Here is a 19,848-nt window from a genome sequence, read left to right on the forward strand (position 1 = left end):
CTCAATTCTGGCAGCCTAGTGTCAGGCGGGGACAACCCCAGAAGGGGTGGTCGACTCGGCCGGTTGCGACGGCCGACAGGTGTTCCTTGCCCCACGTTTCCTGCGCAAAGCGGGGAGGCGGCTGACCCCGACCGCGGGTCAATACCGCGAACGCTTCAGAACGCCAGCCCGCCAGCCCGCGACCCACCCTCATTCGCGGGCTGGCGGGAGTGCGCAAAGTGACGCATGCTCGACAGATGATCCTCGGCGCTGGCACTGATAAGTACGCGGCGTTATTCGCTTACGTGGGTGCCACTGCGGTCATGCTCTCCGGTGCCTATCTCAGCTCGCCCGCCGGCGACGAATTCGTTGTGTTCTTTGGCTTAGCTATCTTCTTTGTGCTGGGCCCTCTCGGTGTCATTACGTTTTCCACGCTCGCGCTTCCGATTGTCTTCGTCCTCTGGAACGCCGCGTTACCTTCTGTGCTGGGTCTCGCCATTGTCATCCCTCTATCCATGGGCACCGCACTGCTCAATGTTGTTGTGGTCTTCGGCTGGATTGCCCACCTGCGCAGCGGGGTGCGAGTCGCCGACCGGCGTGCCGGTGACACCGTGTTGGGTCGAGTAGCCGCGGCAGTCTTGTTCGTCGTCGCGGGGTTTGTGTTCATCGTGCTGTGTGTAGTGGCGGGATACCTGGCTCTGAGCTCTGGCCAGGGAACAGCCCAACCCGGTGCCGGACCTTACCTGGCATCGTTCTTGTTCGCTGTCTGGTTGGTGGGGCTCGCCGCAGCGCTCGGCGGTCTTGTGCTGTGGGTGCTGAACGAGGTCCGAGGGAGGGGCAGCCTGTCTTGGGCGCTTGCCGACGCCCTTCTCCAGCTCGCACTCCTGGCGACGCTGTTGTTCGGGTCGGCTGGAGTCTCGCATCTCGGATAGGAGAAACCGCTCAAGCCGTCGTGGGCTACCCGCGGCGCGACATGAGCCACCCTCATTCGCGGGCTGGCGGGCTGGCGGGCTGCGGCCGTGTGCCCCATGATCAACTAATGACTCTGATCGACAATGCCACGCGCACACCGAAGAAGCGCAAATACATTGTTGGCGCCGGGGTGATGACCGTGGTGGCATTCTCGCTAGCAGGCCCAGGCGTTGTGTTCTCGCCGATCGCCGAGTTGGCCCTAGCGATCTATTTGGGTCCTCTAGGACTTGTCGCGCTCTTCTTGGGAGCGCTCCGTCTTCCCGAGGTGTACGGGATTTACGAGTGGATCACTGCTCTGTTTAGCCTAGTAATGGCGGTCGGCATTGCGTTCGTCAATGTCGAAATTCTTGCGCGGTGGCGCAGGCCTGCACCTCCGCTGGAGAGGCCGTTTGAAGCGGAGGAGCGTCGGCACGGTTGGCGCCAGCAGCTCGCCGCCGTTCTGTTCGTGGCGGCTGGGCTCGCGTTTATCTTTCTCTGCTTCTTCGCCGGGGGTACGGCGGGAACCGCCGGCGGGATTACGGTTCGTGTGCCGGTCGAACGGGCGAACCATCTGATCTTCCTGTCGGCGATCGTGTGGGTGCCGGGTCTTGTCGTGGCGATTGCAGGCCTGCGGCTGTGGATTGTGAATACCCGTCGCGGGGAGCCCGTGCTGCGGTGGGCGATCGCGGACCTCGCGATCATGCTGACGCTCATCGGCATTCTGTGGGCCGACGTCACGCAGGGCGCAGCGCCCTAATCCTGCGCCCTCGGTGCACACCGCGCGCCGCGAGGGGCGGATCGGGCTGAGCCTGCCGCAAGGGCATGTTGGGTTACGCTCACTATATGACTCTCAGTGCCGTCGTCGATCGCTGGGCTATTCAGCTTGAGAGATGGCCGGTCACGGTCGGCTATATCGCCGGGGCCGGCGTGCTGAGTGCACTGTTCATCTGGTTCTCTCAATTCGACCTGCGAACTCTTCCGCTGCTGATGATCCTCTACCTTGGACCGCTGGGGCTTGCGGCCGCTGCCCTTCTGGCATTCCCCGTCACCGCGGTGTTTGCTCTAGCGAACTCTGCTTCAGACGTGGCGATCGCGGTCGCGATGGGAGCCGCGGTCGCGATGGCTACCGCGTCACTCAACGTGATCATCGTGAAGGGCAGACGTCGCCGACGAATCGCCGCTGACACGCCTTCCTCTGAGCGGCTGGGTGGGGACGAGCCGGACGTGGCGCGGAGGTATGGGCTAGCGTTCAGCAAGCTGCTCTTCGCGCTTGCCGGTTGGGCCTTCATCGCGCTCTCCGTGATCGCGGGAGGCGTCATCCTGCTGGCGGATGGAATGTCGTCCGGCGTCTCGGTAGACGAGGCCGACCCGGTGAAATATGCAGCTGCCGTCATCTGGTGGCCGGGCTTACTGATTGCTGTCGCCGGTCTTGTGACGTGGATTATTCGCGTCGATAAAGGAAGACCCGCTACCGCGTGGGCAGCGATCGATCTCGTGGCAATGCTCGTGCTCATCAGCGTTCTCTGAGACGTCAGTTCCCGCTAGTGGGCGGCGATTCGCGGCACATTATTGATCGTCGGCCCGCGCAGATCGGCTACATCGTCGGCGTGGGTGTCGTCGCAGTGGTTGCTTCATCCCTCGGCCTCGCCGCCATCCTTCAGGGTTGGATGCTCGTTCTTGTCGTGGTCGTCTGCTTGGGGCCGCTCGGTCTCGCTGTTTTTATCGTGGCCAGTTCGATCGCTCTTTTTGTGACGGCGGTTCCCGCTTGGGCGATTATTGGTCTCGCCGCTGTCGTTTCCCTCGGCGTCGCATCCGTCAATGTCGTCAGCACCCGCCAATGGAGGGCCAGGCGGCTAATCGAACCCGATGTCCTCGCTCCCCGAGACTTTCCGCGTGGCTGGGACCAACTCTATGGAGGCATCCTCTTTGTGTTGGCGGGCGGCGCGTTCATCGTGCTCTCCATCGCCGCAGGCTACGCGGCAGGTACCGCGGGTTATAACGTCCTCGCGTCCAATCTTGCGGATCGTGCTGACGAAGTGAAGCTTGTCGCCTCGGTCGCGTGGTGGCCCGGACTGCTCATCGCAGTAGTGGGTCTCTTGTGGTGGAGAATGCGCGTGGGGCAACGGCGGCGAATCTTCTCGTGGGGGGCCCTCGACTTGGCCGCAATGCTGGGGTTAATCGCCGCGGTCGTGCACGCCTCGCGCTAGCCCTCTGCGCTGTGTCGGGGCCGCGGCAGGCGACCGCTAGTGGGCCGTGTCGACGAGTTTGAGCCCGACGACGCAACCCACAAGCCCCATGAGCAGCAGGATCTTGATCCAGGAGACGGGTTCGCCGCCGAAGATCATCGCGTAGGCGACGGTGAGCGCTGCGCCGATGCCGACCCAGATGGCGTAGGCGGTGCCGATGGGGATCTCGCGCATGGCGTAGCCGAGGCCGCCCATGCTCGCGAGAATCGCAACGCCGAAGACGACGGTTGGCCAGAGCTTCGTGAAGCCCTCCGACTTGCCGAGGGCGGTGGCCCACACGGCTTCGAGCACGCCAGAAATAATCAGAATGAGCCAGTACACAACAGTCTCCTTGGCCAGTCTTGTCGCATACCCGGTACTGATCCGTCGTCGGGAGCCGACTATCGCGGCTACAGATTCAGCGTATCAAAACGGGCGTAGTTTGGCAGCGAGCCGACGCGACCGAGCCGAGAACATTCTTACTCGAATGCCCGCACAGACTCAGGCACGCGGATGCCGGAGCGCAGGTCAGGGGTTGCAACAACCTCCACGGCTCGAGCGCCGAACCGCACCTGCCCGCCCCACGCATCGCCCGCGATATCCGCGTCGGTGTCATCGGGCCACTCGTCGGAGGTGCGCAACGACCACTCCGCGATCGGCAACGCAAGCACGAGGGTTGCTGCGAGTTCTTTCTTGTTGTCGGGGCGCACCTCACTGAGCCGTCCAGGGATCAGCTTCTCGGTGATGGCGTTGACGGCGGCGGACTTCTCCTCACCCTCCAGCACCCGAAACGATCCGAACAGCACAGCGCTGCTGTAGATGAGTGACGATTCGAAGGCTGAGCGCGCGACCACGATGCCGCCGACGTCCGTAACCGAGACCGCGACGGGCGCTCCGGAGACGAGGCGCATCCAGTGCGAACCGGAGGAGCCGTGCACGATGAGATCGTCGCCGAGGCGCGCAACTGCGGTCGGCAGCACGTCGGGGGTTCCGTCCTCATGCACGTAGGCGACGTTCCCGACGATCTCGGAGTCGAGGAGGGCGTCGAGAGCCTTCCTGTCGCGCGACATCTTCTCGGGCATCCGGGTGGCATCAGTCGTTGTCATTCGGTCAGTGTGGCACGCCGCAGCTCATGATGATGCGGCGCTCACTGCTGGCCGGGGTCAGTCTTCTCGCAGCCACGGCGTAAAGCACACGCCGATAAGTAGTCCGTCGGCAGTTTGCAGCCGCGCGATCACTTGCCCCCACGGTTCGGTACGAGTGTCATGGATAAGTTCGTGGCCGGTTTCGACGAGCTCCTTGACCGCGCTAGCAACATCGTCAACTTCGAACTCGACCGTGGCGTGGGGAACTGGATGGGTCGATGGCCACGTCGCGCTGCCAAAACAGGATTGTGCGGCGTCGCTGAGGGGCCAGACCCCAAAGTGTTTCGCGCCCGGAATGTCATCCGACGAAACGTAGTCAGAATCTGGCGCGCTCTCGGGTTCCTGAAGTGGCAATCCAAGGGCGTTCACGAAGAAATCGTTGTCGCGCACCGAATCAGTTGTGATCGCCGCGAAGCCCGCGATAAACCGAATCTCCATCGTCTCAGTATTGCCCGCCGGTGGTCCACGGGCAATGCGTTCGCGGCTAGATGAAGTCGGGGCTTGGAGCGCGGCGACGGGTGGGCACGTGGTCACAATTTCCCTTACCAGTCGTCGTTGTGGCAGCCCGTTCTCAGCGAAGAGGAATAGTCTGAAACCCACATCTCGTTGAAAGTGAGACTGTAATGGCGACCACAAGTCGACCCAAGAAAATTTCTGCAAACGCCGCCCGAACGGCCACGGAACTTCGCGGATATTACGAAAAGATGTCTCTGGTGCGCGCCTTCGAGCTGCGCGCCAATGAGATGTACGCGCGGGCCAAGATTGGTGGCTATTGTCACCTTAACTTGGGTGAAGAGGCAACCGTCATCGGCTTGACCGAGGCGCTCGAAGACCGCGACTACCTCTTCACCACCTACCGTGACCACGGGTACGCGATCATGCGGGGCATGGAGCCGTCAGCAGTGATGGCCGAACTCTTCGGCAAATCGACCGGCGTGGTTGGCGGCTGGGGCGGATCGATGCACATGTTCGACCTCGACAAACGGATGCTGGGTGGCTACGGAATCGTCGGCGGTCAGATTCCACCGGCCACGGGAGCGGCGCTGGCAATCAGCTATCGCAGCGAAGCCGGCCCGCAGGCTGACGCTGTCATGTGCCTGCTCGGTGACGGCACTACTAATATCGGTGCCTTCCACGAGTCGCTCAACTTAGCTGGGTTGTGGAACCTTCCGATCGTCTACGTGATCGTGAACAACCGGCTCGGCATGGGCACGCCCGTTGAGGGCGCATCCGCCGAGCCTGATCTTTACAAGAGGGGCAGCGCCTATCGAATCGAGGGCGCCCGAGTGGATGGCGATGACCCCATTGCGGTTCGCGATGCCGCGCGAGCAGCGCTGAAGAAAGCGCGTGAAGACCGACGGCCGGCGCTGCTCGAGCTGATGAGCTATCGCCTCAAGGGGCATTCGGTGGTCGATCCGGCGCGCTATCGCTCGAAGGAAGACACCGACGAGGCAAAGAGCAATGACCCGGTACCCGCGTTTCGCGCAAAGCTCATCGCCGACGGGGTGCTTACGGAGGAGGATGCGGATGACATCGATGACAGGGCAGACAAAGTCGTGACCGAGGCGGTCGCCTTTGCCGACGAAAGCCCAGATCCATCGGTCGATGAATTGTTCGATAAGGTGTACGCGACTCCGGTGGCAAACGCTTCTACGCGGCTCCCCGCCGAGCCAGTGGTGGTGCTCTCATGACGACAAATACTCCCCAATCTCGCGTCATCACCTACCGGCAGGCTCTCAACGAAACCCTGCGCGCTGAACTCGAACGCGACGAGAATGTCTTCCTCATTGGTGAAGAGATCGGTGTCTTCCAAGGCTCATACAAGATCACTGCCGGGCTGCTCGAAGACTTCGGCCCCAAGAGAGTGCTCGACACCCCGATCTCTGAAGAGGGCTTCGTGGGTGCCGCAATCGGCTCCGCGATGCTCGGCCTTCGCCCCGTAGTCGAGATTATGACACTCAACTTCAGCCTGATAGCGATCGACCAGATTGTGAACCATGCGGCCAAAATGCACGCCATGTTCGGCGGGCAGGTCAAGGTTCCCCTGGTTATCCGCTTCCCCGGTGGTGGGGGTCAGCAGCTGGCCGCCACTCACTCGCAGAACCTCGAAGTTTGGTATGCCCACATCCCCGGGCTGAAAGTGCTGGCACCGTCAACACCGGCAGAAGCGAAGTCGATGCTTACCGCGGCAATACGTGATGACGATCCAGTGATCTTCCTCGAAAACCTTGCGCTCTATAACGTCAAGGGCGAGGTTCCGGATGGTGAACAGGTCGCCGAGATCGGCAAGGCCGCCGTCGTCAAGAGCGGCACGGACCTGACACTTGTCAGCTACTCGCGTGGCATGGTGACAGCGCTTCAAGTAGCGGAGGAGTTCGCGCAGGAGGGTGTGTCGATTGAAGTGGTTGACCTGCGCAGCCTGCGACCACTCGACCGCGACACTATCTGCGCATCGGTACGAAGAACGAGCCGGGCGGTCATCTTCGAAGACGACATGCTCAGCTACGGAATCGGGGCCGAAATTTCGGCAACCATCGGCGAAGGCGCATTCGACTACTTGGATGCCCCCGTGCGCCGGGTAGCGGCAGCCGAAGTTCCCTTGCCCTATTCCAAACCATTAGAAACTGCGGCCATGCCGCATGCAGCAGACCTGTCCCGCGTCATTCGGGAAACTCTCGACGCCACGCGATTCACGAAGTAGGAGACGATCATGTCTGAAGTGACGATGCCCAGGCTCTCCGACACCATGGAAGAGGGCGAGCTTGCCAAATGGGTGAAGCAAGTCGGCGACATGGTGGAGAAAGGCGACGTCATCGCCGAGATCGAAACCGATAAAGCGACCATGGACCTGGAGGCGTTCGAGAGCGGAGTGCTTCAGAAGCACCTCGTCGAGGAGGGCACCGTGGTGCCCATCGGTCAGGCCGTTGCTGTGATCGGCGATGGCAAGCCCGCCGAACCCGAGCCCGAATCCGAAGCTACGCCTGCGCCCGACCCCGACACGATGCTCGAGTCCCAACATGAGCCAGAGCCAGAACCGGATCCGGAGTCCGTCGAAACCCCATCCTCCGCGGAGGACAAGCTGCGGATGTCGCCGCTGGCTCGCAAACTTGCGCACGACAATGACCTCGACCTTGATTCGCTCACCGGAACTGGGCCCAACGGCCGCATCATCCGGGCCGATGTTGATGCCGCACTCAGCGCCAAGAAGAATTCGGGGACCGCTACCGAGAAGCCGGAAAAGTCAGCCAGTGCCAGTGCCAGTGCCAGTGCCAGCGCCAGTGCCACGGTGAAGACCAGTGCCAGTGAAGACGACGCCGAGGTTATCCCGCTCAACAAGATTCGCAAGGTTACGGCCAAGCGCCTCACGGCAAGTCAGGAGATTCCGCACTTCTTCCTCACCAACGTGGTCGAAGTTGACCGTTTGATCGCTTTGCGCACCGAGGTCAACGACGGGCTTGCTGAGCAGGGGATCAAGGTGAGCCTCAACGATTTCATTGTGAAGGCTGTGGCGATCGCGTTGCGTCAGCACCCGGAAGCGAACTCGTCGTTCAACGGCGACTCTCTGCTGCGGCACCGACGGGTCAACGTGGGCATTGCTGTGGCCACTGATGCCGGTCTGCTAGTTCCGGTGGTTGTCGATGCTGATCGCAAGACTCTCAGCGAGATTGGCGCAGAAGTTGTGGCGCTCGCGGGCAAGGCACGCGATGGCAAGCTGAGGCTGGAGGAGATGTCGGGGGGAACGTTCTCGGTGAGCAACCTCGGAATGTTCGGCATCGATGAGTTCACGGCGATGCTCAACCCACCAGAAGCGGGAATCCTTGCCGTCGGGGCGGCGAGCCCAGAACCACAGCTGCGAGACGGCGAGCTGGTCGAAGTTCAGAAGATGAAAATCACGCTCACGGTCGACCACCGCGCTCTGGATGGCGCGACCGCTGCGGCGTTCTTGCGCGATCTGAAGGGCATCCTTGAGCAGCCGCTTCGCATCCTCGTCTAAAAAATAAGGGCGTCACGACTGATGTTGTGGCGCCCTGAGGTCTCGATGCCGTGAGGTCTCGCCTATGCCCGTGTGAAGCGAACTTTCCACTCGTCTGGTCCGTCAGTCACATAGCTGACCGCGAAATTGCCCGGCTGCTTCTCGTCAAGCTGAGCCAGCAGCGGGAGGGGGTTGTGGTCAGCCACGATGTCGAGACTGAAGCCGGGAGCGATCGAGCCCAGCGCACCAAAGATGGTGGCGTGACGAATCGCGTGCGGGATTGAGCGAACATCCAACACAATCTCAGAGGTGTTTTCGTGACCGCACGCACAACCACTAGCTTTGGTTTCAGCGGCGTCAGGGGTCTTTAGTTCAATCGGTTCAACAGCCATAACTTCACCATAGACCCCTCCCGGCGCCCGCGCATACCGGATGGCGGAACCGGCAGAGTGAACCGCTTGCGTACCGAAAATTGTGAGTCAGTCGGCCAGAATTTGCCCCGGCGGATACGGGCGTTTCGCAACGCTCATGAGCACGGCAGAGTCTTCGAGTGCTTCGAAGCTGTGGCGCTCGTGGGGCACAATCAGCAGGCTGCCGGCGCGCGCCTTCCAGACATCATCACCAACCCGAAGTTGGATGCGACCTTGGAGCACGTAGACGGTGGCGTCGTCGTGATTGTCGTGCTCACCCAGGCTCGTACCCTTGAGCATCCCGATCACCGTTTGGCGCAACGACTTCTCGTGGCCGCCATACACCGTGTGTGCTGCGCGTCCACCACCCGCTTCAGCGGCAGCGTGGACCTGTTGGAGAGCGAGAGCCTTGATCGAAATCTTGGTCATGTTGTCAGTGTACGGTCGACCGCCGAATCCGGTCGTTGTCGCTACGGTTACCGCGCGATTGTGCCGACTACTCGAGCAACTTTCCCACCACGCTGTCGTCCGTTGACATCATCAACTTCGCTATCTCTGGGGGCGTTTCGGCAACACGTTCCTGGGTGACACCGTCAGCAAACGACCACACCATATTCACTCGCAGTGCGGGGTCAAGTTCGGGGTAATCGGAACGATTATGAGCGCCCCGTGTCTCCTTGCGGGCCAGCGCGGATTCGATGGTTGCCCGGGCCGCCATCAACGATCCCAGCAGGTCTAGAGCGTGTGCCAGATCGTCGAAACCGGCGATATCCGGGTGCACGGCAAGGTCGGGCAAGCGCGCCTCGACCGCCGCCAACTTGGCGAGGCCCTTCGTAAGCCCCTCTTCGTTGCGTATGACCCCCGCGTGCTCACTCATGAGATCGCGGATGGCGCGTTGCATACTGCGCACGTTATCGAAGCCGCGACCGGCCAGTAGGCGATCAATCTCGTCGCGGGCCGTTTCTACGGCTTCGGTGCTGCGAACCTGACTGCCCAAGTTTCGTGAGTACTGTGCTGCAGCAGCTCCGACGATGCGGCCGTAGACCAGCAGTTCTGCCAGCGAGTTGCCACCCAGGCGATTAGCGCCGTGGGTTCCCGAGCTGGCCTCACCGATGGCGTAAAGCCCGACCACATCTGTGCCGTGATCTTCGGGGCGAACCCAGATTCCTCCCATTGAGTAGTGGGCCGTTGGGGCGATCTCGATGGGGTCCTTAGTGATGTCGAGCATCTGCACGTCGAGCATGTTGCGGTAGACGCGCGGCAATCTGGTCAGGATCACCTCACGACTCACGTGGGTCAGGTCGAGCAGCACCCCACCCTTCGGGGTGCCACGTCCTTCACTGATTTCGGTTGAAATGGCGAGGGCTACCCGATCGCGGGTCGAAAGTTCCATGCGCTCCGGATCGTAGCGGGACATGAAGCGCTCGCCGAGAGCATTGCGCAGAATGCCACCTTCACCGCGTGCCGCCTCCGAAATGAGTAGGCCAGCGGCATCCGCTGGTTCGAGGATGCCGGAGGGATGAAACTGCACCAGCTCGGCGTCTCTGAGACGCGCGCCTGCTAGCGCGGCGAGACGGAACGAGTCACCCGTGTTCTCATCTCGGCGAGATGTTGTTTGCCGCCAGATTCTGGTGTGGCCACCGGTGGCCATGATGACGGCGTCGGCGTGGATGATCACTCGAGATCCGTCGACTATGTCGAACCCGTACGCGCCAAAGATTTGGTTATCGGCTACGAGGAGGCGCGAGATGTAGACGGTGTCGATGATCGGAACGTTGAGTGTCGCCGCCCGGTGAAGCAACGTGCGCTGGATTTCTAGACCGGTGTAATCACCCGCGAAGCAGGTGCGGCGATAGGTGTGGGCACCGAAGAATCGTTGGGAGATGCGCCCGTCGGCTTCACGGGCCAGTGGCATGCCCCACGCTTCGAGCTCCCGGATGCCCTCCGGTGCGTTCTTGGCCATTATCTCCACGATCTGGGGGTCGGCCAGATCGTATGATTCCTTGATCGTGTCGGCGGCGTGCTGCTGCCACGAATCTTCGGGGTCCATCGTGCCGAGCGCGGCATTGATGCCTCCAGCGGCCAGAGTCGTATGGGCGTCATACTTGCGCCGCTTGCCGACCGCCAGCACATCGACTCCTTGTTGACGCAGCTCGATTGCAGCGCGCAACCCGGCTCCACCCGTACCAATCACGAGAACCGAGGTGGAAATAATTTGGTCAGTCACGACTTTTCCCTTGAGTAGTTTTACGATTGCGAACTCAAGCAGTGCTCCGTGCGATCCGCGAGCGCCTACTTCATGCCGCGATGATCTCGACGATGATCTTTCCGGTGGCGTGCCCGGCTTCGACTGCAGCGATAGCCTCTCCGGCACGTTCGAGCGGAAAACGTGCGGACACATGAGGATCGACGAGACCGTATGCGATCACGTCAGTGATTTTTGCCAGTGATTCGGTGCTGCGGTTCAGCGCACTGCCGCCGAGTTCGATTGCCGTCGCAGGGTCTGCGGCAGAGATAATCCTCCTCGGCGCCGTTGCCAGCTCGGCAACTTCCCGCAGGGCGTCACCACCGACCAAGTCGAGGATGAGGTCCACGCCATCCGGTGCGATCTCACGTAGCCGCCGAGCGAGGTTCTCGCCGTAGGGCACGAATGTTGCGCCGGTCGACTCGACGATGGAGCGCTTCGATTCACTGGCGGTACCGATGACAGTGAACTCGTGAACCTTGCCGATCTGAGCGGCCATCAGACCGACGCCGCCGCCGACACCGAGGATAAGCAGCGTCTGGCCGGCCTCAAGTTCAATCTGATGGGTCCCGTCGTAGGCGGTAGCTGCAGCGATGGGGATTGTGGAGGCATCGGCAAAGGAAACCTCCTCGGGCTTTGCCACAGCGTCGACGGCGCGCACGATGGTGTGTTTCGCGAAACCACCGTGGCCCGGAGCCACAGCGCCGAGGATTTCGTCGCCGACTGCGTAGCCGTCGACACCATCGCCGACAGCAGTGACTATCCCTGCGACTTCTCGCCCCATCGCCGCCGGCAAGGGCTGGCGCTGACCGAGGAGACCGGATCGGATCTTCCAGTCAACGGGATTAACTGCCGCCGCGTAGACCTTCACCCCCAGCTCACCGGGGCCAGGCTCAAGCACCGGCCGGTCAACGAGCTCCTGACCCTCCGGGCCACCGTAGCGGTTGAACACATACGTTGTGGACATTTGGGTTCCTCTTCTCAGACGATTTGTAGTCGGGTTAGATCCGGTTCCGCAGCTACCTGGCTGGTGGCTTGTCGTGGCCGCTTTCTTCAGCAATGTCGCCCTCTTGTTTGGTGGCGTGGACAGCGTCGACTGCGTGCTCCGGTGGACTGTAAACCGTGTAGAGCACGAGCGGCTGATCTCCAGTGTTCCGGAAGTTGTGCTTCGTGCCTGCAGGTACCGCGCACTGGTCACCACCCTCAATCGGATGGGTGTGGCCGGCGAGGTCGGCGGCTCCGGTTCCGCTGATGAAAGTGAGAATTTGGTCAGAGTTTTCGTGGATTTCTTCCCCGATATCTCCTCCGGCCGGAATAGTCATGATGACAATCTGGGAGTGCTTTCCGGTCCACAGCACTCTTCGAAAGTCCGGGCTTTGCTGAGCGAGTTCGCCAATCGTGAAGTGTTCAACGTTATTGCCGAGAGTGAAGTTTTGTTCCGTATTCATGATGTTCCTCCTGTAGTTGACGGGTTGGGGCGACAGCGATGCCTCGTCGGGGTCGGCGCATGAGACGCATGGCGTTCACGATCACGATGAGCACGGATGCTTCGTGAACGAGCATTCCGATCGCCATCGTCACGCCACCGAGGAGTACGCCAAGCAGAAGCAGCGAGACGGTGATCAGGGCGATGGCAATGTTTTGGCGCATGTTGTTCACGGTGCGCCGGGCGAGGGAGATCGCTTCGGGGAGCTTGAGTAACTTGTCGCCCATGAGCGCAATGTCAGCGGTTTCGACCGCCACAGCCGAACCGGCTGCGCCCATTGCTACTCCAATGTTTGCGGTTGCCAGAGCGGGGGCGTCATTGACGCCGTCGCCGACCATCGCGACGACGTGGCCCTCGGCCTGAAGTGCCGCGACTATGTCGAGCTTGTCCTCGGGCAGCAGCGAGGCATAAATCTCGTCCACGCCGGTGGCCGATCCGATTGCATTGGCGACCAGCAGGGTGTCACCGGTCAGCATGATGACCTTTTTGACGCCGGCGGCATGCAAATCCGACACCATCTGAGCCGCTTCGAGGCGAACCTCGTCAGCGACACCGACCACACCGACGACTCTGTTGTCGACGGCGACGATCATCGGAGTGCGGCCCAGCGTGGCCAGCTCGTTCGCGGCGTTGGTAGTGGCATCCGCACTCGCAATCTCGTACTGCTCGAGAAGCGCGAGGTTTCCGATGAGAATTCGGTGGCCTTCCGTGGTCACCGCGATGCCCTTGCCGGGAACCGGTTCGGTTGACTCGGGCAGGCCGGTGACGTTCACCCATTCGTCGGCGGCGGCATCCAGAATCGCTCGGGCCAATGGATGCTCAGAGCCTGCCTCTGCCCGTGCCGCCCAGGTCAGCACCTGCTGCCGAGTCGTGCTCTCGTCTAAGACGATCACGTCGGTCACGCGTGGACGGCCCATAGTGAGGGTGCCCGTCTTGTCGACAGCAACAACCGTGATCTTCGCGGAAGTCTCTAAGAACTCGCCGCCCTTAATCAGGATTCCATCCTTCGCAGCCCGACCGATACCGGCAACGATCGAGACGGGGATAGAGATGACCAGTGCGCCAGGGCAACCGATAACAAGCAGCGTCAGCGCGAGCACTACGTCACCGGTGAGGATGCCCACGACGAGCGCAAGAACCATGATCGCGGGCGTGTACCAGGCCGAAAAGCGATCCATGAATACCTGAGTTTTCGCTTTGGCGTCCTGGGCATCTTCCACGCGGTGAATGATCCTGGCTAACGTGGTGTCGGCGCCGACACCGGTGGCGCGCACCTGCAGGAAGCCGCTGCGGGCGACTGTGCCGGCAAAAACCTGGTCACCAATCATCTTCTCCACCGGCATAGATTCGCCGGTGATGGATGCCTCGTCGAGAGCACCGGTACCGCCAGCAACCTCGCCATCGACGGGAACCTTGGCGCCGTTCTTGACCAGCACTGTCTCGCCCATGATTACGGCGCCGGCAGAGATCTCGACCTGTTCGCCATCGCGCATGACGATCGCGACGTCGGGGGCGACGGCAACCAGCTCTGCCAGGGCCGAGCGAGTCTTGTTGAGAGTTGCCGTTTCAAGAGCGTGACCGATAGCGAAGAGAAAGGTAACGGCCGCGGCTTCCCAATACTGACCGATGATGACCGCACCGATCGCGGCAATTGACACCAGCAGATCGATACCGATGATTCTCGCCCAGAGCGCCCGTGCGGCGCTGATCACGATTCGGGTACCGGCAACGATGGCGGCCGCCACCATGAAGATGTTGCCGACTGTGTCTAAACCCAATAGCGGGGGTATCACTAGAGCGGCGATGATCAGCAACCCTGAGATTGCTGGAATCGCCCACCGGTTATTCATCCAGGTGCGGATGGTGCTCATGACACGTGCCTTTCGTGGGGGATTGCGGTCAGAAGGTTGCCGGACGCGAGGGGTAACCAGCCTTCGCGACTGCCGCGACCAACTCGTCGACGCTCACGACCGACGGGTCGTGGTCAATTTCGATGCGGGCGGATGCGAAGCGAACCGTGACTGCAGAGACGCCGTCTAAGCGTCCAACCTGCTTCTCAATCTTCGACACGCACGAGGGGCAAGAAAAACCTTCCGCGCGCAAAATGGTGTGGGTCGTTGTGGTGGCGGTGGTGTCCATGGTGTGGCCTTCCTGTGGTGATGATGGCCCCGGTTAAGGGGAGTAATCATGACTCTAGGTTGGGCCTTTGGTCTGCACCATGATGGGCGTCAGTTTGCCGCCGTTGCGCCTTATGCGGATACTCGGTTGCGAAATTATTCGGTGGTCTCAGTGATGGCGGTGAGCTTGTCGCGATCGAGTATTGAGGTCCAACGTCGGCCGGTGTCGACAACGCCGTCTTTGCGCAGTTGGCTCATGGCGCGGGAGACCGATTCGGGCGTTGATCCGGTCATCGCTGCCAGATCGGCACGTGACAAAGGGAGCTGGATGAGGGTACCGTTGCCACTTCCGCCGTGCTGGCCGAACTTGTCGGCGAGCCGCAACAGTGTGGTCGCGACGCGTTGCTCGACGCTGCTCGTGGCCCGCTGGCTGGTGTCGGAGCGGGCATCCCGCAGCAGCGCTGTGACATCGTCGAGTGCACGCAGCGCCACCTGGGGGTACTCGAGCAAGACCTCACGAAACGCACGGGTATCGATACGCAGTGCGCACGTTGTGACCAAAGCCACAGCTGTTTCGCCGTAGACGGGCCGGCCCAATACGCTGAGGCCGCCCAAAAAATCTCCGGGTGCGAGCATGTCGACAATGGAGTCTTGACCGTTTAGCACCGGCTGGAGAGTCTTCACTTGACCGGCAGCAACCACATACAAGTAGTCAGCAGGATCGCCAGCAGTATAAAGCCGGTCACCTTCGGCATAAGAAAGTGACACCATCCGTTGACCAATGCCATCGAGCGCTAGCTCGGATAGCCCATCGAAGAGCGGAACCTGCGCGAGGATCTGCAGGCGCATCGGCTTCGGGCACTCGTGCGGTTGAGCACAGGTGTGTCGCAACGGAGTTCGTCGTCGTTGTGCCGCCTGATTAGGCTGAGCCCTAACCGTCTCGGATGCGTTACCGTCCGGTTTCTGCGCTAATTCACTCACGGTGCATCCTCCATTGATCCCAGTGTATGGCGTGGGTACCGATCGTGCAGTGCTGGCGATCGCCTGATGAGGCCGGGTGAAAGTTAGCTCGGTGAATCGACCAGCTTGAGCAGGATCTTGATCCACGAGATGGCCTCGCCGCCAAAGACGATTGCGTAGGCCACGGTCAAAGCTGCACCGATACCGGCCCACACAGCGTAGGCGGTACCGATCGGTAGCTCGCGCATGGCAAACTCTAGGCCGCCCAGACGGCTTCGAGCACGCCAGAAAGAATCAGAACCAGCCAGTACAAAACAGTCTCCTTGGCCAGTCTTGTCGCGTACCCGCTACTGATCCGTCGTCGGGAGCCGTCATTGCGGCTACGTCCTCACCGTATCAAGACAGCCGCGAACTGACAGGGACGCCCGAGCATACTGCCAGTCGATCGCAGACTACGGGGTCCCATCCACGCTTGTGGCAGCGAAGTATCCGCGAGAGCCGCTTCAGCCCCGGAGTAGAATGAGGGCATGAGTTCGGTTCTGCGGCCGACTGGTCGCTCAGGTAGTACAACTGCGCCTGACCGCACCCTCCTCATCCGGCGGCTCGCCTTCGTAATCCCGGGCGGAATCGCCCTTCTTGGTGGTTTGGATGCTGCCCTTCTCCTCCTGGGCCTCCCCGCGCCAGTCACCACTGAACGGCTTCCGCTCATCCATGCGCCCCTCATGGTCTTCGCGTTTATCGGAACTTTGGTGGTGCTGGAGAGGGCCGTCGCAGCCCGACGTTGGTGGGGCTTCCTCTCACCGCTGGCATTCGGGCTCGGCGGCTTTGCCCTGCTCTCGACACTTCCGTTCGCGGTTGGCCAGGCAAGTTTTGTGCTCGGCTTCGTCGTATTGCTCGCCATCTACGGGGTGGTGTGGGCGCGGCAAGCGAGCATGGCCACCGCCATCCAGGTGCTGGGGGCGTTGTCAGGGCTGGCCTCCGCGATCCTGTGGCTGTCCGGCGTCATCATCCCCCTCATCGCACCGTCGATGGTCGCGTTCTTGGTGCTCACGATCTTTGGCGAGCGCCTCGAACTGGCGCGTATTTCACCCACCGTTAACGCAAAGGTGGAGCGCTTGGCGTTTGCGTGCGGCATGGCCTTGTCGCTGACGGCGCTCGCCGCGCCCCTCTGGCCCGTCGTCGGCTATCCGCTGTTCGGTGTCGCGATGCTGGCAACTGTCGCCTGGTTGTTTAGTCATGACGTCGCCACCCGCTTGGCTCGCTCCACCGGCCTCGCCCGGTACATGGCTGTCTGTCTACTTCTCGGCTACGGTTGGCTTGTGGTTGCTGGGGGGATCTGGCTGGTGGGGGGAGCGGTGACCTCGGGCCCCGCCTACGATGCCGTGCTGCACGCCGTCTTCCTCGGCTTTGTGATGTCGATGGTCATGGCGCATGCGCCGGTGATTCTGCCCGCTGTCATTCGCCGTCCGCTGCCGTATCGGTGGTTCCTCTACCTTCCTGTCGCGCTTCTCCATGCCTCACTCGCTGTGCGAGTGCTCATCGGCGATGGACGGGGTATTGAAGAAGCGGTGCAATGGGGCGGCGCCCTTAACGTGGTTGCGGTGCTGGCATTTGTGGTGCTTGCCGTGGCATCCGCGATCGCCGGTGCGCCGCGTGTCGCCAAGAATGAGGTTGTCGCGTGAATCGCCGCAACTGGTATTTAGCCATGAACTCCCTGATCGGGTTCTGGCTGGTGGCTGCCGCTGTGGTGGTCCTCATCCACCGGTTCGTGCCGCTCGGTGGATGGTTGATGCTGCACCTACTGCTGCTCGGGGCGGTCAGCACGGCCATTCTGATCTGGAGTCAACACTTCGCCGACACCCTCCTGCGACGAAGTGCTTGGGGCGGGCGACGCTTTCACGGGGTCAGGTTGGTCGCCCACACGGTGGGTGCCGCCGTCGTGGTTGCCGGGATGGTGGCGGATGTCTGGCCGCTGGTACTTGTTGGCGGATTCCTGGTCGGCCTGAATGCTACAGTTCACGCGGCCAGTTTGATCATCCAGGGCCGAGGGGGACTCCCGGCACGCTTCGCACCCCTCGTGCGGTACTACGTTTTCGCCGGAATTAGCCTGGCTGCCGGAGTGACGCTCGGCGTTATTTTGGCACGCACATCCCTTCCGCCAGAGCTCCACGACAGACTCATGGTCGGCCACCTCGGGGCGAACCTTCTCGGTTGGGTGGGGCTTACCGTCATCGGCACCGTCATCCTGCTGTGGCCGACAGTGCTGCACACCAGAGTGAGCGAGACGACGGATGCTTCGGCACGACGGGCGCTACCGCTTCTCGTTTCGGGGGTGGGAGTTTTTGTTACCGGGAGCATTGTCGGGATCCCGTTGGTCGTCGCAGTCGCGGTGGTGATCTACTTGGCGGGCTTCGGGATGATTGTGGTCGAGGGCATCCGGGCGTGGCGGGCATCTCCACCAACCACGTATGCCGCCTGGAGCATTGCGGCGGCGGTCGGTTGGTTGCTGGTGTGCACCGTTGCCCTTGGAGCGATCGTTGTTTTTGCCCCCAGTTGGGAAGACGCGGGGGAAGGGCTCGACTGGCTAGCGGCACCATTTGCGGTCGGATTCGCCGCCCAGATCGTGCTCGGGGCGCTCAGTTACCTGCTCCCCGTGGTTCTTGGTGGCGGGCCTTCCGCGGCGAGAGCGACGGCAGCAGAACTCGATCGGGGCGCGTTCTTTCGAGTTCTCATCATCAATGCCGGCATAGTGCTCTATCTGCTTCCGGTGCCGAGTTTGGTTGCCGTAGTTGTCTCGTTTGTTGTCTTCGCCACGTTGTTGTCGTTCCTGGTGTTGGCAATCCGCGCGGTGCGGGCGGGAACGAACGCTCGTGGCGGTCCGACTGTTCCGGTGGATGCTGCGGACGCGTCGGCGCGCACGGCTGGCGCACCGAAACGGCACAGCGGCGCGGCGCTGTTGGCGGTGGGAACCCTTCTGGTGGCGACGACGTTGGGTATCGCTCTGGATCCGGCATCCGCGGGCCTATCGATGGAGGCCAACGCCCCCACCATTAAGCCAACGGGCAATACGACAACCGTCGAAATTTCAATGAACAACATGCGCTTCACGCCGGACACCATCGAAGTTCCGGCCGGTGACCGCCTCGTGATCGAACTCTCCAACGTCGACACGGTAACCCACGATCTTGTGCTCGAGAACGGGGCCACCTCGGGCCGGGTTTCTGCAGGGAAAGCGGCGACAGTGGATGCCGGCGTAATTGCCGCGAACGTGGATGGTTGGTGTTCCATCGCGGGGCACCGACAGATGGGGATGGTGCTCACCATTGTCGTCACCGGCGGTGCGGTTGGCGATGCGTCCGGTGATGCTGAGATGCCGGGTGATCATGGGAGCGGTGATTCCGACGGGCCGTCAGCCGCTGAGGATCTCGACCTGATGGCGCAACCCGCAGCCGGTTTCACTGCGCGGGATGCGACCCTGCCGCCGGCGTCATCCGCGACCGTCCGTAATGTGGCGCTGTCGGCGCAGGATCGTGAGGTGGAGGTATCGCCCGGAGTTACCCAGACCCTGTGGACCTTCAACGGAACCGCACCGGGTCCGACCCTGCGCGGCAACGTCGGCGATAAGTTCAACATCACTTTGGTGAATGATGCCGACATCGGCCACTCGATCGATTTCCATGCTGGCTCACTTGCTCCGGATCAGCCGATGCGCACAATCGACCCCGGCGAGAGTCTCAGCTTCAGCTTCACCGCCACGCGGTCTGGTATTTGGCTCTATCACTGCTCGACCGCCCCCATGTCTGTGCATATCGCTAACGGCATGTTTGGGGCAGTCATCATCGACCCGCCAGGGATTGCGCAGGTGGATCGCGAGTTTATCGTTGTGCAGTCTGAGCTCTATTTGGGGCCGCAGGGTGGCACGGCGGATGCCGCGAAAGTGCAGACACAAATGCCCGACCTGGTCGTTTTCAACGGTTACGCAAACCAGTATCGGCATGATCCGCTAGAGGCGAAGGTCGGTGAGCGAGTTCGAGTGTGGGTACTGGATGCTGGCCCCAACCTGCCGAGTTCGTTCCACATCGTGGGCGGACAGTTCGACACCGTCTATTCGGAGGGCGACTACCGTCTGAAAGAGGGTGGCAGCACCGGTACCGGAGGATCTCAGTCGCTCGGTCTGCTGCCGGCCCAGGGCGGTTTTGTTGAGCTGGTGTTCCCCGAGGCCGGGAACTACCCGTTCATAACCCATACGATGTCGGATGCCGAGCGTGGAGCGTTCGGGCTGTTCCGGGTCACGGACTAGCTTCCGGCCCTGCGCGCGCCAGCAATCACTGGTTGGGGTGGCAGCGAGCGGCGCCAC

The 19,848-nt window shown here is 61.8% G+C and carries 20 protein-coding genes, 1 pseudogene and 2 riboswitches; of the genes and pseudogenes, 9 read left to right on the forward strand and 12 right to left on the reverse strand.

All coding sequences use genetic code 11. The features are described from left to right. Positions 1 to 236 precede the first annotated feature (236 nt). The 4 genes from ESZ53_RS11300 (at position 237) to ESZ53_RS11315 (ending at position 3,137) form a co-directional block, all read left to right on the forward strand. Positions 237 to 911, forward strand: a complete 675-nt coding sequence (locus tag ESZ53_RS11300) for a hypothetical protein (protein ID WP_129072925.1) — start codon at positions 237 to 239, stop codon at positions 909 to 911. 107 nt (positions 912 to 1,018) lie between these two features. Continuing rightward, positions 1,019 to 1,687, forward strand: coding sequence for a hypothetical protein (locus ESZ53_RS11305; RefSeq protein WP_129072926.1), 669 nt, complete (start codon positions 1,019 to 1,021; stop codon positions 1,685 to 1,687). A gap of 86 nt (positions 1,688 to 1,773) precedes the next feature. Next, positions 1,774 to 2,457 carry a hypothetical protein gene (locus tag ESZ53_RS11310; RefSeq protein ID WP_129072927.1) on the forward strand — a complete coding sequence of 228 codons (684 nt, stop codon included), beginning with the start codon at positions 1,774 to 1,776 and terminating at the stop codon, positions 2,455 to 2,457. 17 nt (positions 2,458 to 2,474) lie between these two features. Beyond that, positions 2,475 to 3,137, forward strand: a complete 663-nt coding sequence (locus ESZ53_RS11315) for a hypothetical protein (RefSeq protein ID WP_129072928.1) — start codon at positions 2,475 to 2,477, stop codon at positions 3,135 to 3,137. 36 nt (positions 3,138 to 3,173) lie between these two features. Here the strand turns inward: ESZ53_RS11315 and ESZ53_RS11320 are convergent, their stop codons facing one another. The 3 genes from ESZ53_RS11320 to ESZ53_RS11330 form a co-directional block, all read right to left on the reverse strand. Next, positions 3,174 to 3,497 carry a multidrug efflux SMR transporter gene (locus ESZ53_RS11320; protein ID WP_129072929.1) on the reverse strand — a complete coding sequence of 108 codons (324 nt, stop codon included), beginning with the start codon at positions 3,495 to 3,497 and terminating at the stop codon, positions 3,174 to 3,176. Positions 3,498 to 3,506: 9 nt separating this feature from the next. Continuing rightward, a riboswitch (guanidine-III (ykkC-III) riboswitch) is annotated at positions 3,507 to 3,571 on the reverse strand. Positions 3,572 to 3,634: 63 nt separating this feature from the next. Next, positions 3,635 to 4,261, reverse strand: a complete 627-nt coding sequence (locus ESZ53_RS11325; RefSeq protein ID WP_246837305.1) for a pyridoxamine 5'-phosphate oxidase family protein — start codon at positions 4,259 to 4,261, stop codon at positions 3,635 to 3,637. A gap of 57 nt (positions 4,262 to 4,318) precedes the next feature. Continuing rightward, entirely contained in the window at positions 4,319 to 4,738 is a 420-nt protein-coding gene (locus ESZ53_RS11330) for a VOC family protein (protein WP_129072930.1), read from the reverse strand. A gap of 185 nt (positions 4,739 to 4,923) precedes the next feature. On the opposite strand from ESZ53_RS11330, the gene pdhA reads away from it, so the two are divergent. From pdhA to ESZ53_RS11345, 3 genes are read left to right on the forward strand one after another with little or no spacing between them, the layout of a single operon-like run. Continuing rightward, entirely contained in the window at positions 4,924 to 5,991 is a 1,068-nt protein-coding gene (pdhA, locus tag ESZ53_RS11335; protein ID WP_129072931.1) for a pyruvate dehydrogenase (acetyl-transferring) E1 component subunit alpha, read from the forward strand. Further along, the gene (locus ESZ53_RS11340) at positions 5,988 to 7,001 is read left to right on the forward strand and encodes an alpha-ketoacid dehydrogenase subunit beta (RefSeq protein ID WP_129072932.1); all 1,014 of its coding nucleotides are present in this window, start codon (positions 5,988 to 5,990) and stop codon (positions 6,999 to 7,001) included. Before pdhA ends, ESZ53_RS11340 begins: the two co-directional genes overlap by 4 nt. A 9-nt stretch (positions 7,002 to 7,010) precedes the next feature. After that, the gene (locus ESZ53_RS11345; protein ID WP_129072933.1) at positions 7,011 to 8,294 is read left to right on the forward strand and encodes a dihydrolipoamide acetyltransferase family protein; all 1,284 of its coding nucleotides are present in this window, start codon (positions 7,011 to 7,013) and stop codon (positions 8,292 to 8,294) included. Between the two features lie 62 nt (positions 8,295 to 8,356). Here ESZ53_RS11345 and ESZ53_RS11350 read toward each other — a convergent pair whose 3' ends face one another. From ESZ53_RS11350 to ESZ53_RS11390, 9 genes and pseudogenes are all read right to left on the reverse strand, one after another. Then, on the reverse strand, positions 8,357 to 8,665 hold the full coding sequence (locus ESZ53_RS11350; protein WP_129072934.1) for a DUF2249 domain-containing protein: 309 nt from the start codon (positions 8,663 to 8,665) through the stop codon (positions 8,357 to 8,359). Positions 8,666 to 8,752: 87 nt separating this feature from the next. Next, positions 8,753 to 9,112 (reverse strand): cupin domain-containing protein, encoded by a 360-nt coding sequence (locus ESZ53_RS11355; protein WP_129072935.1) that lies wholly within the window; start codon positions 9,110 to 9,112, stop codon positions 8,753 to 8,755. 67 nt (positions 9,113 to 9,179) lie between these two features. Next, the gene (locus ESZ53_RS11360; protein ID WP_246837307.1) at positions 9,180 to 10,910 is read right to left on the reverse strand and encodes an FAD-binding protein; all 1,731 of its coding nucleotides are present in this window, start codon (positions 10,908 to 10,910) and stop codon (positions 9,180 to 9,182) included. 70 nt (positions 10,911 to 10,980) lie between these two features. Beyond that, a complete protein-coding gene (locus tag ESZ53_RS11365) occupies positions 10,981 to 11,895 on the reverse strand; it encodes an NADP-dependent oxidoreductase (protein ID WP_129072937.1) in 915 nt (304 codons plus the stop codon). Positions 11,896 to 11,947: 52 nt separating this feature from the next. Next, the gene (locus ESZ53_RS11370; RefSeq protein ID WP_129072938.1) at positions 11,948 to 12,376 is read right to left on the reverse strand and encodes a cupin domain-containing protein; all 429 of its coding nucleotides are present in this window, start codon (positions 12,374 to 12,376) and stop codon (positions 11,948 to 11,950) included. Continuing rightward, positions 12,342 to 14,285 carry a cation-translocating P-type ATPase gene (locus ESZ53_RS11375; protein ID WP_129072939.1) on the reverse strand — a complete coding sequence of 648 codons (1,944 nt, stop codon included), beginning with the start codon at positions 14,283 to 14,285 and terminating at the stop codon, positions 12,342 to 12,344. Before ESZ53_RS11375 ends, ESZ53_RS11370 begins: the two co-directional genes overlap by 35 nt. 28 nt (positions 14,286 to 14,313) lie before the next feature. Then, a complete protein-coding gene (locus tag ESZ53_RS11380; protein WP_129072940.1) occupies positions 14,314 to 14,553 on the reverse strand; it encodes a heavy-metal-associated domain-containing protein in 240 nt (79 codons plus the stop codon). A gap of 134 nt (positions 14,554 to 14,687) precedes the next feature. Then, the gene (locus tag ESZ53_RS11385; RefSeq protein ID WP_129072941.1) at positions 14,688 to 15,380 is read right to left on the reverse strand and encodes a Crp/Fnr family transcriptional regulator; all 693 of its coding nucleotides are present in this window, start codon (positions 15,378 to 15,380) and stop codon (positions 14,688 to 14,690) included. A 215-nt stretch (positions 15,381 to 15,595) separates the two neighbouring features. Beyond that, positions 15,596 to 15,804: pseudogene (locus ESZ53_RS11390) on the reverse strand (multidrug efflux SMR transporter). A gap of 9 nt (positions 15,805 to 15,813) precedes the next feature. Beyond that, a riboswitch (guanidine-III (ykkC-III) riboswitch) is annotated at positions 15,814 to 15,877 on the reverse strand. 141 nt (positions 15,878 to 16,018) lie between these two features. Here ESZ53_RS11390 and ESZ53_RS11395 point away from each other — a divergent pair. Both ESZ53_RS11395 and ESZ53_RS11400 read left to right on the forward strand, forming a co-directional pair. Beyond that, positions 16,019 to 17,173: a hypothetical protein gene (locus ESZ53_RS11395; protein ID WP_210403792.1), complete on the forward strand. Its 1,155-nt coding sequence runs from the start codon at positions 16,019 to 16,021 to the stop codon at positions 17,171 to 17,173. A gap of 23 nt (positions 17,174 to 17,196) precedes the next feature. After that, positions 17,197 to 19,791, forward strand: a complete 2,595-nt coding sequence (locus ESZ53_RS11400; RefSeq protein WP_246837308.1) for a multicopper oxidase domain-containing protein — start codon at positions 17,197 to 17,199, stop codon at positions 19,789 to 19,791. The last annotated feature ends 57 nt before the right edge of the window (positions 19,792 to 19,848 follow it).

Origin of the sequence: Salinibacterium sp. UTAS2018 (assembly GCF_004118935.1) — a bacterium.
In the GTDB taxonomy this organism is placed as follows: domain Bacteria; phylum Actinomycetota; class Actinomycetes; order Actinomycetales; family Microbacteriaceae; genus Rhodoglobus.

Bases quoted from the DNA above. Each gene is read 5' to 3' on its own strand.
- ESZ53_RS11300 (WP_129072925.1), top strand. From the start codon at position 237: ATGATCCTCGGCGCTGGCACTGATAAGTACGCGGCGTTATTCGCTTAC.
- ESZ53_RS11305 (WP_129072926.1), top strand. From the start codon at position 1,019: ATGACTCTGATCGACAATGCCACGCGCACACCGAAGAAGCGCAAATAC.
- ESZ53_RS11310 (WP_129072927.1), top strand. From the start codon at position 1,774: ATGACTCTCAGTGCCGTCGTCGATCGCTGGGCTATTCAGCTTGAGAGA.
- ESZ53_RS11325 (WP_246837305.1), bottom strand. From the start codon at position 4,261: ATGACAACGACTGATGCCACCCGGATGCCCGAGAAGATGTCGCGCGAC.
- ESZ53_RS11330 (WP_129072930.1), bottom strand. From the start codon at position 4,738: ATGGAGATTCGGTTTATCGCGGGCTTCGCGGCGATCACAACTGATTCG.
- pdhA (WP_129072931.1), top strand. From the start codon at position 4,924: ATGGCGACCACAAGTCGACCCAAGAAAATTTCTGCAAACGCCGCCCGA.
- ESZ53_RS11340 (WP_129072932.1), top strand. From the start codon at position 5,988: ATGACGACAAATACTCCCCAATCTCGCGTCATCACCTACCGGCAGGCT.
- ESZ53_RS11345 (WP_129072933.1), top strand. From the start codon at position 7,011: ATGTCTGAAGTGACGATGCCCAGGCTCTCCGACACCATGGAAGAGGGC.
- ESZ53_RS11350 (WP_129072934.1), bottom strand. From the start codon at position 8,665: ATGGCTGTTGAACCGATTGAACTAAAGACCCCTGACGCCGCTGAAACC.
- ESZ53_RS11355 (WP_129072935.1), bottom strand. From the start codon at position 9,112: ATGACCAAGATTTCGATCAAGGCTCTCGCTCTCCAACAGGTCCACGCT.
- ESZ53_RS11365 (WP_129072937.1), bottom strand. From the start codon at position 11,895: ATGTCCACAACGTATGTGTTCAACCGCTACGGTGGCCCGGAGGGTCAG.
- ESZ53_RS11370 (WP_129072938.1), bottom strand. From the start codon at position 12,376: ATGAATACGGAACAAAACTTCACTCTCGGCAATAACGTTGAACACTTC.
- ESZ53_RS11375 (WP_129072939.1), bottom strand. From the start codon at position 14,285: ATGAGCACCATCCGCACCTGGATGAATAACCGGTGGGCGATTCCAGCA.
- ESZ53_RS11380 (WP_129072940.1), bottom strand. From the start codon at position 14,553: ATGGACACCACCGCCACCACAACGACCCACACCATTTTGCGCGCGGAA.
- ESZ53_RS11385 (WP_129072941.1), bottom strand. From the start codon at position 15,380: ATGCGCCTGCAGATCCTCGCGCAGGTTCCGCTCTTCGATGGGCTATCC.
- ESZ53_RS11395 (WP_210403792.1), top strand. From the start codon at position 16,019: ATGAGTTCGGTTCTGCGGCCGACTGGTCGCTCAGGTAGTACAACTGCG.
- ESZ53_RS11400 (WP_246837308.1), top strand. From the start codon at position 17,197: ATGAACTCCCTGATCGGGTTCTGGCTGGTGGCTGCCGCTGTGGTGGTC.